At 43.2% G+C, this 14,607-nt stretch carries 12 protein-coding genes and 1 riboswitch; of the genes, 4 read left to right on the top strand and 8 right to left on the bottom strand.

What is annotated here, in order from left to right; genetic code table 11:
• Positions 1-10: 10 nt before the first annotated feature.
• From thiB to mpl, 3 genes are all read right to left on the bottom strand, one after another.
• Positions 11-1,027 carry a thiamine ABC transporter substrate binding subunit gene (gene thiB, locus VCA1004_RS01570; protein WP_086982102.1) on the bottom strand — a complete coding sequence of 339 codons (1,017 nt, stop codon included), beginning with the start codon at positions 1,025-1,027 and terminating at the stop codon, positions 11-13.
• A gap of 42 nt (positions 1,028-1,069) precedes the next feature.
• Positions 1,070-1,165: riboswitch (TPP riboswitch) on the bottom strand.
• A gap of 90 nt (positions 1,166-1,255) precedes the next feature.
• Complete coding sequence (locus tag VCA1004_RS01565) at positions 1,256-1,882, bottom strand: flavin prenyltransferase UbiX (RefSeq protein WP_086982101.1); 627 nt, start codon at positions 1,880-1,882, stop codon at positions 1,256-1,258.
• A gap of 135 nt (positions 1,883-2,017) precedes the next feature.
• Positions 2,018-3,379, bottom strand: coding sequence for a UDP-N-acetylmuramate:L-alanyl-gamma-D-glutamyl-meso-diaminopimelate ligase (gene mpl, locus VCA1004_RS01560; RefSeq protein WP_086982100.1), 1,362 nt, complete (start codon positions 3,377-3,379; stop codon positions 2,018-2,020).
• 323 nt (positions 3,380-3,702) lie between these two features.
• Between mpl and fbp the strand changes: the two genes are divergently transcribed.
• Complete coding sequence (fbp, locus tag VCA1004_RS01555) at positions 3,703-4,716, top strand: class 1 fructose-bisphosphatase (protein ID WP_086982099.1); 1,014 nt, start codon at positions 3,703-3,705, stop codon at positions 4,714-4,716.
• Between the two features lie 300 nt (positions 4,717-5,016).
• Positions 5,017-5,544 (top strand): inorganic diphosphatase, encoded by a 528-nt coding sequence (gene ppa, locus VCA1004_RS01550; protein ID WP_086982098.1) that lies wholly within the window; start codon positions 5,017-5,019, stop codon positions 5,542-5,544.
• A gap of 205 nt (positions 5,545-5,749) precedes the next feature.
• On the opposite strand, the gene VCA1004_RS01545 is transcribed toward ppa, so the two are convergent.
• The 4 genes from VCA1004_RS01545 to tamA form a co-directional block, all read right to left on the bottom strand.
• Positions 5,750-6,106, bottom strand: a complete 357-nt coding sequence (locus VCA1004_RS01545; protein ID WP_086982097.1) for a DUF2799 domain-containing protein — start codon at positions 6,104-6,106, stop codon at positions 5,750-5,752.
• A 275-nt stretch (positions 6,107-6,381) separates the two neighbouring features.
• Positions 6,382-6,732, bottom strand: a complete 351-nt coding sequence (locus VCA1004_RS01540; RefSeq protein ID WP_086982096.1) for a gamma-glutamylcyclotransferase family protein — start codon at positions 6,730-6,732, stop codon at positions 6,382-6,384.
• 120 nt (positions 6,733-6,852) lie between these two features.
• Positions 6,853-10,650: an autotransporter assembly complex protein TamB gene (gene tamB, locus VCA1004_RS01535; protein WP_086982095.1), complete on the bottom strand. Its 3,798-nt coding sequence runs from the start codon at positions 10,648-10,650 to the stop codon at positions 6,853-6,855.
• Positions 10,650-12,386: an autotransporter assembly complex protein TamA gene (tamA, locus tag VCA1004_RS01530; RefSeq protein ID WP_086982094.1), complete on the bottom strand. Its 1,737-nt coding sequence runs from the start codon at positions 12,384-12,386 to the stop codon at positions 10,650-10,652. The genes tamB and tamA overlap by 1 nt, the downstream gene beginning before the upstream one ends.
• A 201-nt stretch (positions 12,387-12,587) precedes the next feature.
• Between tamA and msrA the strand changes: the two genes are divergently transcribed.
• Complete coding sequence (gene msrA, locus VCA1004_RS01525; protein ID WP_086982093.1) at positions 12,588-13,232, top strand: peptide-methionine (S)-S-oxide reductase MsrA; 645 nt, start codon at positions 12,588-12,590, stop codon at positions 13,230-13,232.
• 154 nt (positions 13,233-13,386) lie between these two features.
• Here msrA and VCA1004_RS01520 read toward each other — a convergent pair whose 3' ends face one another.
• Complete coding sequence (locus VCA1004_RS01520) at positions 13,387-13,599, bottom strand: DUF1107 family protein (protein WP_086982092.1); 213 nt, start codon at positions 13,597-13,599, stop codon at positions 13,387-13,389.
• A gap of 334 nt (positions 13,600-13,933) precedes the next feature.
• Here VCA1004_RS01520 and VCA1004_RS01515 point away from each other — a divergent pair, with 334 nt between their 5' ends.
• Positions 13,934-14,485, top strand: coding sequence for a YtfJ family protein (locus tag VCA1004_RS01515; protein ID WP_086982091.1), 552 nt, complete (start codon positions 13,934-13,936; stop codon positions 14,483-14,485).
• The last annotated feature ends 122 nt before the right edge of the window (positions 14,486-14,607 follow it).

Here is a 14,607-nt window from a genome sequence, read left to right as displayed (position 1 = left end):
TCCTGATGCATTATTGGGTCAGCGCCATTTGCCATTCACGCGTCCAACTTTTTAGCTGCTTAGCAACCACGTCAGGGTCCAATGACAACATGGCTTTCGGCATCGTTAATTGCTCATAGCCTTTAGGTAGCGGCACATCCGTCACTGGGTACATCCAATTACCTGTGGCCATTACCGACTGAAAATCATCACTGAGAATAAACTGCATAAACTCATCCGCCAGCTTTTGATGCTTTGAGCTTTTGAGCTTGGCGGCCAACTCAATTTGTGCGTATTGCCCTTCAGAAAACGTGGCCGCGGCGTAATTAGGATTATTTTCCGCAATGATGTGATAGGCCGGTGAAGTGTTATAAGACAACACCATGTCACTCTCGCCTTTCAAAAACATCGGGTAAGAATCTGACCAACCTTTACTGACAGTGACGGTTTTTTTCGCCAGCTGTTGCCAGGCTTTGGCGGCGTCATTGCCATACACATCTTTCATCCAAAGCAATAAACCTTGGCCGGTAATGGAAGTGCGAGGATCTTGATAAATAATCGTAAAATCATCACGCTCAACAAGCTCTTTCAAACTCTTTGGTGGGTTTTTCATTTTGGTTTTGTCATACACAAAAGCAAAATAACCATAATCAAACGGCACAAAATATGGACTATTCCAACCACCAGGAATAACCACTTTCGAAGTATCAACTTGATGCTTTGCCAGTAACCCTGTGGCTTGCGCTTGTGCCATGATATTGTTATTCAAGCCCAGCACGATATCCGCTTGAGTATTTTTTCCTTCCATGCGAATGCGGCTCAATACCGAGCCCCCATCATCTAAGGCAACAAAATTCAGCTCACAACCACATTGGCTTTCAAAAGCGGTTTTTATTTTTGGCCCAGGTCCCCAATCAGAAGTAAAGGAATCGTAGGTATACACAGTTAAGACAGGTGATTGCTCCGCCATTGCTGGCATCGCTGCAAGAGTTGAACAGGAAAGTGCGAATAAGGTCAAAGATTTTGAGGTGAAGTTCACTAGAGGCATCCTTTTTAGTGAGCGTTATTAATACCCGGCCAAGGAAAAGGAAGGAATCCCTACCTCATTTCCTACGCCAGCATTATCTGGTTCAGGTCACGGGTATTTTCTCAGCCAACGTCTAAGTTAGCACCCCGATGAGTCATCTCGTTACAACCTCTCCAGTCACAAGAGGTCATTCGTGTCTAGATTGTAGTGTTTTGTATACAATCAATCTAGTCGTTATAAACAAAAGTGTTAGTTACGTTGATCATAGCCCCACCGAGGCACTAATCCTTGTTCAATACCAAGATGATCAAGTATACGCGCCACCATAAAATCGATTAAGTCATCAATGGTCTTTGGCTGATGATAAAAGCCTGGGGCCGCAGGCATAATCGTAACCCCCATTTGTGATAATTTGTGCATATTTTCCAAATGCAAGGTCGAGAAAGGGGTTTCACGCACCACTAACAGTAGTTGTCCCCGCTCTTTTAGCACCACATCGGCGGCGCGCTCAATCAGGTTGTCTGACATACCATGGGCAATCGAGGCAACACTCCCAGCAGAACAAGGACACACTACCATTTTTTTAGGGGCTGCCGAACCGGAAGCTACTGGAGAAAACCAATCTTCTTTACCACACACCACCAGCTTTTCCGTGGCACAATTTAGGTGCTTCACCAAGGCTTGTTGCGCTGCTTCTGGTCCTGACGGTAATTTCAAATCATGTTCCGTCGCCATGACCACTCGAGCAGCAGAAGAAATCAACAGATACACAGTGTAATCCGCAGCCAGTAAACATTCTAAGAGACGTAACCCATAAGGCGCGCCAGAAGCGCCGGTAAAAGCTAAAGTGATTCGTTTATCGGTTGTTGGCGTCATGCTTTTTCCTATCGCTTTAGTAGGCAAAAAGATCATCATGATCTTTTTACCTACTTTATTCTTTTTGCCTACTATGTTCTTTTTGCTCTCGCACTCTTCATTAAGAGTTAAGATCCATAGATTATCAAAAGGTGATTAGCTACTTTTCTGTTCTAATGCTTGTAACAATTTAGCGTGAATGCCTTCAAACCCACCATTACTCATCACCAGAATTTGATCGCCAGATTGCGCACGCGCCACAATATGGGCGACGAAATGCTCCATATTGTCATCTACATAACTTGGTTGCGGGCATTGATCAGCTACCTCTTGTACCTTCCACTTAATATTATTAGGTTGGTATAAGCACACTTCATCAGCATGTTGAAAAGCCGCTGCTAAAGTCTGTTTATGAACTCCCATTTTCATGGTGCTCGAGCGAGGCTCAAAAACGGCAATGATCTTGCTATCACCAACTTTATTACGCAAACCTTCTAAAGTGAGATTAATCGCCGTAGGGTGATGAGCGAAATCGTCATACACTTTGATGCCACCAACTTCACCTTTTAGCTCTAAACGGCGCTTGGTATTAATAAATTTCCCTAAAGCTTCACACGCAAGATCTGGCGTCACACCGACATGACGGGCAGCAGCAATCGCCATTAAAGCATTATTAACATTGTGCTCACCCACTAAATCCCATTGGACTTCAGCCTGCAATTGGCCATCTAAATAAACTTTAAAGTGGCTACCGTCTTTTTGAATTTTCTCCGCTTTCCAATGCCCATCATCACCAATGTATTCAAGCTCACTCCAACAGCCTCGCTGAATCACATCTTTTAAGTCCTCATCATTCGTGGGAACTAAGATACGCCCATTGCCTGGCACAGTACGGACCAAATGATGAAATTGCCGCTTGATCGCTTCAAGATCGTCAAAAATATCCGCATGATCAAACTCCAAGTTATTCATCACTAATGTACGCGGATGGTAATGCACAAACTTAGAACGCTTATCAAAAAAAGCACTGTCATATTCATCAGCTTCAACCACAAAGAACATGCTTTCGCCTAAACGAGCCGAGATCCCAAAGTTACCTAAAACCCCACCGACTAAGAATCCCGGAGCATAACCACAATCTTCTAAAATCCATGCCAGCATACTGGCAGTGGTGGTTTTACCATGGGTGCCGGAGACAGCTAAAACCCAACGATCATGTAAGAGAAACTCTTGTAACCATTGCGGCCCTGAGGTGTATTTCAAATTGTGATTTAAAGCATATTCAACACAAGGGTTGCCTCGGCTCATGGCATTACCAATCACTACCAAATCCGGTGCTGGATCTAATTGCGAAGGGTCAAATCCTTCAATTATTTCAATGCCTTGTGATTCAAGTAACGTGCTCATTGGTGGGTAAACATTGGCATCACAGCCTGTGACTTTATGCCCAAGTTGACGAGCTAAAACTGCAGCACCGCCCATGAATGTGCCACAAATACCAAGAATATGAATATGCATAACCGCGGTTCCTACCTCATTTGAGAGGCGTCGATGATTGGAAAAATGAAAGCAAATAGTACCGTAAAGTCGCCAAAAAGTACGCTGAGAATACACATAAATGCTGAACTTTTGTCACATGACCACAATCTGCACCTTATGAACGGAATCCTTTTGCTGAGTCAAGTCATCAGTGCCTTTCTTTAACCTTTAGAGGTCACATTTGTGACATTTTACAAGTTACTTCATTACCATTAAAAAGTTTGCCAATTTACAATCGCATAAACCTTAATTTTGAAGGTATTAGTCTTGTTAAGCCTAACGACACTCTAAAAGGAATAATCATGTCGACCATGCGCACACTTGGTGAATTTGTTGTAGAAAATCAGCACCACTTCCCCCATGCCAGTGGGGAGCTTTCTTCATTACTCGGTTCCATCAAACTGGCCGCAAAAATAGTTAACCGTGAAATCAATAAAGCTGGCCTAGTGGATATTACCGGTTCTGTCGGAGCGGAGAATGTTCAAGGCGAAGAACAGCAAAAACTCGACTTATACGCCAATGAAAAATTTAAAGCGGCGCTCGAAGCACGCGACCAAGTCTGTGGCGTTGCTAGTGAAGAGGAAGATGAAGCGGTCGCCTTTAATAAAGATCTCAATAAGAATGCCAAATACGTTGTCTTAATGGACCCACTTGATGGTTCATCAAATATTGACGTCAATGTGTCTGTCGGCACCATCTTCTCGATTTATCGCCGCGTCTCACCGATTGGCAGCGCCCCGACACAAGAAGATTTTTTACAACCCGGTCATAAGCAAGTGGCTGCTGGTTATATTATTTATGGCTCTTCAACCATGTTGGTTTACACCACAGGCAATGGAGTGCATGGCTTTACTTATGATCCTTCATTAGGTGTGTTCTGTTTATCCCATGAACGTATGACCATTCCTAAAACGGGCACCATCTATTCCATAAACGAAGGTAACTATATTCGTTTTCCATTAGGCATCAAAAAATACATCAAATTTTGCCAAGAAAATGTTCCTGAAGATAATCGCCCTTACACCTCACGTTACATTGGCTCTTTAGTTGCCGATTTTCACCGTAACTTATTAAAAGGTGGAGTGTATTTATACCCAAGCACAGAAAGCCACCCCAATGGTAAACTGCGTTTATTGTATGAATGCAATCCTATAGCATTTTTAATGGAACAAGCAGGCGGAAAGGCTACCGATGGAAAAGATCGCATTCTTGATATAAAACCCACCGAGCTGCATCAACGTGTGCCTTTTGTGGTCGGCTCTCCGCTAATGGTTGATCAAGTAGAAAGCTTCTTAGAGCAATATCCCGAAGAATAATCACGAGTTCATTCAAACCTATCTGCATTAAAGCACCATCTCACAAGGGTAACGATTGAAGCGGGTTACCCTTGTGTTTGCCGTGCTGGTGAGCGCTCTACGCCAAATATGTTCACTCAACCGCACGCACTCTAGCGCTATTTATTTATACTCTTTAGTGAGTCAATCTCCTTGTCATCCTCATTATCCAAAACAGTTTTTATTCTCATTGGAACTCGCATCTTTAAGTGACTTGGGTATAATCAAGCGGTTAATTTTCATTTCAACCCTTTTCATTTCAACCCAGAGAAAGGAAGCCTCATGAGCTTGAATAATGTTCCTGCTGGTAAATCATTGCCAGATGACCTATATGTTGTAATCGAAATCCCAGCCAATGCGGATCCCATCAAATACGAAGTCGACAAAGACAGCGGCGCAGTATTTGTCGACCGTTTTATGTCAGCGCCAATGTTCTACCCTTGTAACTATGGTTACGTGAATCACACCTTGTCTTTAGATGGTGATCCGGTTGACGTATTAGTACCAACGCCATTCCCTCTAATGCCAGGTTCAGTAATTCGTTGTCGTCCTGTTGGCGTGCTAAAAATGACTGATGAGTCAGGTGAAGACGCAAAAGTGATCGCGGTTCCTCACAGCAAATTATCGAAAGAGTACGACCACATCCAAGACATCAACGATGTACCAGAGTTGCTAAAATCGCAAATCACGCACTTCTTCGAGCGCTATAAAGATCTTGAACCGGGTAAATGGGTAAAAGTAGACGGTTGGGAAGATGTTGCGGCAGCACGTAAAGAAATTCTAGAATCTTACGAACGCGCCCAAAAGTAATTCTTATTATTTATCCATTAAAAAAGAGCCATTCATCGGCTCTTTTTTTAATGGTGCGACTTTCGGTTACATGAAAGACCAATCGACCTCATTATCGGCTCCATTATCGGCTGATTGTTGCTTGTTAAAAGGCTTGATAGCGACGTTTAACTTTTCATTTATAAGAGAAGTTAATTGTAGAATAACTAGCTTTCGCTGCGGGTAATTATTTTCCTGCAGATTGCGACTCTAACCCCGACATATAATCCTCACGAAAGAAAGGATCGAGATTGTCACATGTCCCTCGATAAGGTTGGCCGGTAGCCCCTAACCATGAGGCATTTTGACTACAAAACTGTTTCAACCCTTTCTCATAACCTTGCTGATAAGCTTGATAAGCGCTATCGGTGAGCAGCGTTGATTGCTTAGCCAATTGCTCCTGACTATGTTCAACAAAGCCTTTCGCAGCCATTTGTTCCCCATAAGCCTGCCAATCTTGAGTATTAGCGGTATCCGGTAAGCCTTGTTGAGAAACGCAACCAACACTCAATAATAACGTTAAAAGCACGATATTTATTCTCATCAGAGTCTCTCCATTGCACATCAAAGTGATGAAAGTGACGAAGATTATGCCCCCTCGTTTTAACCTCATGACTAAAAAGTCTCGCTTAAAAGCATGAGTTAAAAATAGGAGCAATACGTTGAACCAATCACCCGTTAGTCATGACCTTTAAGCATTAGCCTATTTAAGCATAGCATCGTTAATTCAAGCGGTGCCTCTTCTTTTCTATTAGACAAGATTCACAACCACATTGCGACAACAACAAGCTATGTGTTTCTGCGTTTTGTACGCACTTATCAATTTTGCGTTTGACACCAATCTCCCGTAAAAATACGTCGTTTGAGCGAACGGGGATCTTGATATAAATAAATCCAAGCGGGCCCATAAGGCGTATCGATTAATTGGCGATCGTATTCGTGGGGATAATCTTCCAGCAGGTCTAAACGAGCCAAGGTCGCGTCGTCTACACGATAGACTTCTCCTACCAACAGCTCATCCCCTTTTATCGCAGCCGGATACTCACCAAGGTCAAATAAATGAAAATGTTTTTCGGTGATATAACGCCCTAGAAATTGACTCTGCGCCAATAAAAAAGCGTTAGATTGACCCTGGCGCAACGTGCCATACACAAAAACTTGAGCGGACATTCCTTGTTCCTTCTTTTATTTCTTTGTTCCTTCTTTTATTTCTTTTTTCGTTATCCCTATCTCTTCGTTATTAAGCCTAAGCTTAGTGAATCAAGAAACGAGAAGGCAACAGACATCGTATTAGTGGAAGCTAAATTGATAGAGGAAATCCACCGCGCTATCGACGCCAGTGACCGCTTCCACATAAAAATCCTTTAGCAGCTCATAACGTACGGTAAATTCACCTAACGCATTAAAAATACCCACGCCATATTTAACCTGTAAGCCCGGCGCAATATAGCCACTGACAGTCACTTGAGAATCATCGCCAGAGCCAGAAGTCCCTAATTGTAAGTCTTGAACACCAAAAGCTTCTCCTAGCTGTCCGACTAAGCGACCACTTTTGGCTAAGCTCAAACCAATTAAAGCCGTAGTCATGGCGCTACCGGTTGAACCATCTTCCACACCGCGACCACGCAATAAGTAAGATAATGCATTGGTTTGCGACATCGCAGGCTCAGAGAAAATCGTCACTTCTGGCGCATCCGCAGGTCCCGTCACTTGAATCCCTGCGATAACATCATCTTCGGTATTATCAGGGTTACGAACCGCTTTAATCGCCAAATAAGGCTGATCCGCAGGGCCATTCATTAAGATTTTCCCTTCTTGAATAATCAAATCCTGACCAAACGATTGGTAATACCCTTTTTCAATGCGAATTTCGCCAAGAATGAACGGACCTCGATCTTTTTGAGAGACTTTTAAGCTACCTTCTAAGTTACCTTTCAAGCCAAAAGCCGACAAACTGACATCATCACCAATATGGATCATCACATCACTTTCTATCGCCATCGGCAAACCGGTGTCTTGTTCGACAGGTTCTAAGTCGTGATCTAATAACACTTCATCTTTCGAGACACTGATGGCACTTTCTGGCAAATCTTCAACTAAAATCCGCCCCCAAGGAATATCAATATTACCGGTAATTTTCGCCACTTGAGGAGTGAGAGAAATGGTTAAATCCGGCTTGACCTTGAGCATTACCATTGGTGGGACTTCGGCTTTTAATTCATCGCCAAACACCCGTAAATTGGCATTCCATTGCGAGATTTGCGCCCAATTAGCCTCTCCTTGCAAATGCAAATCACCATCGGCCGTATTCAATAAACTGGTTAAGCGCGCTGAGTAACCATTAAATTGGGTTTTGACATCGCCTTGATGCACATCCACTGGAAACATTTGTCCTTCCGCTTGAATGCCATCAATATCAAAATTGCCTTGCACTTGTGGGTGTAAAATCGGTCCCTTGAACGACAATTGTGAATTAATTTGCGCATTTAAATCGTTTTGCTGCCCAAGTATCGGACGTAAGAACCCCAAATGGATCCCTTTAATGCTATTGCTACCATCAATCGACATAGTTTGCGCCGACACATTGGCAATGCTGGCTTGACCTTCTATTTGCCCATTAGCGGTTAAGGCAAGTAACCAATTCATATCCAGCTTATTGTGCTGTAACACCGCTGATAAGCTGATCTTGTCCCATGGAATAGCCAACGGAGTATCAAGCTTTTGTGTCACCTTCCCCGCCGGAATATCCACATTGAGGGTAAGCTGAGGCGGCATATTATTAGCCCATTTGAACCAAGCATCAGCATTTAATTGCCCTTCTAACCTTGTTTCTGGCGGTAAAAATGCTTTCAAGCCCATAAAAGGAAATTGTTGAATCGATACACTGGCTTCGCCTGAATCACCGGCCGATAAATCCTTATCCAAACAGATTTTTGCCGGTAAGTTTTGCCAGCAATGCGCTTGGATATCAGCTTGTTGTGACGCTACGCCATAATGAATCTGAACCGGGTGATTGATTTGCCAAACCGGATCATTTTGTGCCGGTGTATTCGGTTCTAAAATAGTGATGCGCGCCGACTGTAATTGCCCTTGCCACTCAGGTTTTTTATCCGGTGATGTCACTCCACCTTGGATAGACCATTGAGTAGCGATTAAATCAGTTAAGGCATCTAGAGTCAGCGTGTGGGATTGTTGATCCCCTTGAAAATTCACGTTGAGATTTTTTAATTGATTTTCTTGATAAAAACCATCTTCTGCAATTAAACGGATATTGCCACTAGGCGCTGGCAAGGGAGCAACTTGCCCTTGCAGTGACAAAGAACGTAAGCGCGCTTCCCCTTGTTGCCAGTCGATCGCATTGGCGGTTAAATCGGCCACAATCGACGGCGCGTTTTGTTGGCCAGTTAATTGTAGATCACCGCTGATCTGTCCAGCTAAATTGGGGATCGTGTCCGACAACTTGGCCAAATTAACCGCGATATTCATATCCCAATCTTGATCTAATTTACCTTTTATTTTCAGAGCATTATTGGCATGAGAAAGTTTTAGCCCCGGGGTTTTGACTCGGTATTGCCCCTTACCGTTCAAGTCACTAGCACTTAGCCTTCCTTGCAATAACAAAGGGTAATTCCGTAATTGACCTTCGATGGCTAAACTAGGGAAATTCACGCGCCATCCTCCTTGCGAGGTTAAACGCCCGGTATTAATAAGGCTCCCATTCAACACCCCTTCAGCTTCCGGCCATTGTAGCCCAGGCTGAATATTGGTTAAGCCTAATGTTGCCTTCCAATTCAAAGGCTCAGCCCAGTTTATCATGGCTTGACCTGAAAGATTTCCACCTAAGGTATCAATGGATAATTTTTCAAAATCCATTTGTTGTAAGTTTCCTTGAGCGGCCAATCCAACCTCCGTTTGGGGAATATCTTGGCCTGATAATTGAGATTCTAATTCAAAATGATATTGCTCTAATGACCCCTTACCTTCTAAATACTCAATCGCTATTTGATATTGCGAATCGCCTTTAAATGGCCATTGTGCTTGCGCATTTCGCAAACTTAAATTGAAAGGCAGTGTCGCTTTTAAGGGCTGAATATGAGCATTAATATCTGCTTCTATCCCACCATTTAGTTGACTATTAAGCTGTAAATCGGCCGCACTGCCACTGGCTTTCAACTGTATTGTTTGACCAGAATAGTCCTGCATTTTCACAGCCGCTGTAGCGTTAAGCTCTAAAGGATACTGGCCTGATAATGTCACCTCGCTATCGAGTTTGAGATCCACTTGTGGCATATCCAATTGCAAATTCGACAATTTAATTTGGCTGCCCACAGCACGGCCTTGAAAACCGAGATGGTTTACCGTTAGCGGGGACGCCTGTTGCAAAACAAAATCTCTCACGTCAAATTGCTCTACCCGTAACCCTATTGGCAAACTAATGGTCGGCAATTGAATATCTGGCTGTTGAGCTAATGGGATGTTGTTATGAGGCTCTGGCTGGCGAGCACTTGAATCCTCTTCAGGTAAAGACAAGCGGATACTTTGCCACTGAGTTGGCCGTAAAGTTAAGGTTCGCCCTTGCAAGTACAAGCCAGTTGAAAAATGCTGCCACGCGATGTTGTAGCCTAACGCATCCACTTGAATATCATTCAGTTTCAGGTGAGTTAACGAAATCGGAATCGGAACGAAAATAGCTGGCATTGACGACTCATCATCCTCTGCAACAGCTTGGGCATCACTCTCCGGCAAATGCGGCATGTCCAATTTAAACCCATCGACCGATACCGTATCGATACAAATAGATTGCTTAAATAAACAATTGATTGAAGTGGAAAAATCCAAGTGTTTTAATTGTGCATTCACGCCCAAATCGGGGTCTTGATAACTGACATTATGCAGACTGAAGGCGGGTAACACACTGCCTTGCGTTGACTCTATGGTCAACTGTGGTACCAACTTTTGCACCACCCACAAGCCACTTTGCAGCCCAACATTAGTAAACAGCAATACCACCAGCAATAAGATGGCAACCAACACCGTGGTAGGAATGACTAATATAATCCCTAACAGCCACTTTAATAAGCGCTTCATTATAATTCTGGCCCCAAGGTAAAGTGGATTTTAAACTCATCGCCTTCGTCAGCATCAAGGCCATACGCAAAATCTAAACGCACCGGCCCAACTGGCGATGCCCAGCGAATGCCCAAGCCTACCCCTCGTTTCCAATCGGGTGTATCCGTCCAAGAATCACCGACATCCAAAAAGGCCGCGCCCCACCAGTTGCCAGTGACACGATATTGGTATTCGATACTACTGGTGGCCATGTACGCACCACCTTCTAATTCACCATCATCATCTTTAGGTGAAATTTCTTCATAACCGTAACCACGTAATGAGTTGATCCCGCCGACAAAGAAACGCAATGATGGTGGCACTTCCGACCAATCATCGGCAAACGAGCCTCCAGCATCTAAACGTGTCAAAAAGCGATGATTACGGCCAATACCACGAATCCAACCAGTATGACCAACCAGACGAATCAAACGAGTATCAGACAATAATGCCGGATCACCGTATTCAATGTTGATACTTTGCTTATCTCCCCACATCGGCATCGTACTGCCTCGTGAGCGCACCCGTGAAAACGTCACTCCCGGTAATACGTATAAAGAATGCCCTGATTCTGAGGCTTGAATATAGTCTTCATATAATAGGCGTAAATAAATGGTTCGATGCCAACCTTTGTCATACAGCCAATGGCGTTCAAAAGACAAGTTTTGCTCTTGGCTATCGGTATCGTTATCGTTTTCATCTTTAAAACCGTATTGCACTAAATAGTAATTTCGCAATACATCTTCCAATGGGATTTTGTAGTTTGCGGTTATGGTCTTTTCTGGATCCGATAACATCAAACTCGCTCCAACACTATGCCCATATTGGTTTAGCCATGGTTTTTTCCACGATAATTTACCGCGTGGACCAACATCGGTAGAGTAACCTAAACCCGTCTCAATTTGGTTGCGGGTTTGCGGAGACAGCCGCACTGTCATCGGTAACGATTTATCTTGGTCTTCATTTTCGATTTCAGGCTCCACCGAAATACTCGAGAACCATTCCGAACTGGATAAGTTTTGATTCAACTCACCCACCAAAATTGATTGATACGGGTCCCCCGCTTGATAAGGGACCAAAGACTGAACGCGTGCTTCTTCGATTTGACTCCCAACAATGCTGGTCGCACCAAAATGATAACGTTGACCACTTTGGTAATGAATTTTCACAAAGGCTTGATTGCGGCTCGGAGACACCTCTAAAACACTGCTTTCAAAGCGACCATCAAAATAGCCTTTTTGCAGCGCTAGATTTCTCAAGGCAGACTTAAAAGACTCATAATGACCATGATTAATGACGCGGCCTAAATTTAATTGAGAACGATCCACCAAATTCATAAAGTCTTTATCTGTGGCGGCTTCCCCTTCAATAATAATGTCACTTTCATAAATAATCGAAGGGATCCCAGCGTCGACCGTTACGATCAATTCTCGATCGCCATCAGGATCATTGGTATCACCCTCAATGGTAAATTGTAGGCTTGGGTTGTAATAACCTAAGGCCTTTAAGGCGTCAGTGATATTTTCTTTAATGCGAGATTGAAAACGCAACGAGGTAGAGTATTCACTTTCTTTAATCGAAGACAGATACGCCGATACGTTATCTTCTAGCTCGCCGTCTAATCCTTCAATGCTCAAGTCGGTCTCGGCATAACTTGGCCCTGCTGAAAAAAACAGCAAACCGCTAAATAATGAAGTCGCAAAGCTTTTTTTCATAAGTGAATATTTTTACTCATACTCAAAACTGCTGTAATTTGTCAGCGATTAATAGATAACGCATCAATTCAATGAAAGGACCAAAGGAAATAAAAGGTCTGTTTGTTAGTCGAGTCTACAGTTAAACCTTTCACCTCAAATTAGGATGCCAGTTAAACTACCAGACTTTCTCTTTTCTCAAAAGTCAGATAAGGATTATATATGTCGAATAAAGATAAATTAGTGACCCAAGAGAGTGCATTATTAGGTCGGGAAGAGAAAATGCTCATTACCGAGCTGCATTATGTTAATCAAACCGATTTAACCGCAGCCAAACCTCACGCCAGTCAAGAAGTGATTTTAGGGTTAGGCTGTTTTTGGGGAGCGGAGCGCGTGTTTTGGCAATTAGACGGCGTGTTGAGTACTTCTGTCGGATACAGTGGCGGCTGGACACCTAACCCAACCTATCAAGAAGTCTGCACGGGACAGACCGGGCACGCCGAAGTAGTGCGGATAATTTTTGATCCTAAGATCATCACTCTCCAAGATTTACTTGCGGTCTTTTGGGAAAAGCACGATCCGACTCAAGGAATGCGCCAAGGTAATGATATTGGCACCCAATATCGCTCCGTCATTTTCACTGAAAATAATGAAGACCTGGTGATTGCACAACGAAGCTTGCAGACTTATCAACAAGCTCTAGGTGAAGCCTTAGGAAAAACCATCACTACCGAAGTAGCCATGATGAAAGACTACTATTTAGCCGAAACTTATCACCAACAGTATTTGGCTAAAAATCCTCAAGGGTATTGCGGCATCGGCGGTACTGGAGTGTGCTTCCCACCCAGCTTAACGGGTGAGGCCTAGTTTTTGGTCAATCATGCCAAGCTTCAACTAAACACATACCCTAACCAAATACATAACCTACCAAATACATAAAGCCTCAACACATACCAAGCTTAGTCAAACCGCTAAGCTTGATGTGGTTTAATCTCATTAGAGGTTAGGTTCGTTGTGACCTTTACGATTCCATTGATAATTGGGCGATGGCCAAGTTGACTTCTTTCATGATCTGCAATTGTTTCTTATTCGATACATCAGGTAGCAGCACTTTACCTTGATCAAAATGAAACTCCCCGACGCCTTTAATGCCAAAGTGCCCTTTAAAGACCACCTTCACAAAACGCGCAATTTGTAGTGGACGATAGCGATTAAAAATTGGCTGCATGTTCATTTGTCTATCCTAATTATTTTTATTTAAAACAACGAGCTAACAAGCCTTAACTCCGAATAAGGTTCGCATTCTTTCATGCGAATATTACTGCGGTATTACAGTGTTTATAGTTGCTAAGATTCCACTCAGCCACATTCGTTCTCATAAAAATGCCAATTAGTGACCTAGCGCAGAATTTACGATATCCGCCGCAATATTTTCCTCGTAATCATCTAGCCTAATCAAACATGCAAAATTAAAGCCAAACTATATTTCACACTTTTCCTATCCATTTATGCGCTAGTATATAAGGATAAAGGCTTTGCTTTTCCATCATTTAATTAGGAAAACCACCATGATAAAAAACCTCTCTCTTGCACTTGCTTTGAGCATGTTCACCCTTTTGGCACACGCTAATAATATTAAAGTCGGCAGTAGTGTTCCTGCCGTCAGTGTCGATAAAGGAGGCGAAATCTTCATTCAAGATAAAAACGTCAACTACCTACCTTGGAATACCGAATTAATGTTAGGTAAAGTCCGTGTCATTCACGCGATAGCAGGCAGAAGTGGCGCTAAAGCGATGAACAAACCCTTGATGGATGCCATCACCAATGCCCATTTTCCACAAGACCAATACCAAACCACCAGCATCATCAATCAAGATGATTCTATTTGGGGAACCAGTGCTTTTGTAAAATCGTCCGCGGAAGATGGAAAAGAAGAATTTCCTTGGTCATCAATGGTATTAGATCAAGAGGGTGTGGTGGCGAAGCAATGGCAACTGACGGAAAAATCCTCCACGATTATCGTTCAAGATAAAACCGGACGAGTCTTATTCAATCAAGAAGGGGCCTTGACTGAACCACAAATTGAACAAGTGCTGCAACTGATCCAACAAAATCTCTAGCAACCCTATTCACAAATGTAATAACATAACAACTCTTGCCAAATCAGCCATTGTTATAGTATAACAATGGCTGATTGTATGAGAAGGGTGCACTAAGGTACGTTTCTCTCCTCCACCATGAA

Origin of the sequence: Vibrio aphrogenes (assembly GCF_002157735.2) — a bacterium.
Lineage (GTDB): Bacteria > Pseudomonadota > Gammaproteobacteria > Enterobacterales > Vibrionaceae > Vibrio > Vibrio aphrogenes.
Note: the sequence above shows the minus strand (reverse complement) of the source record. Positions and strands in the feature narration are given on the sequence as shown.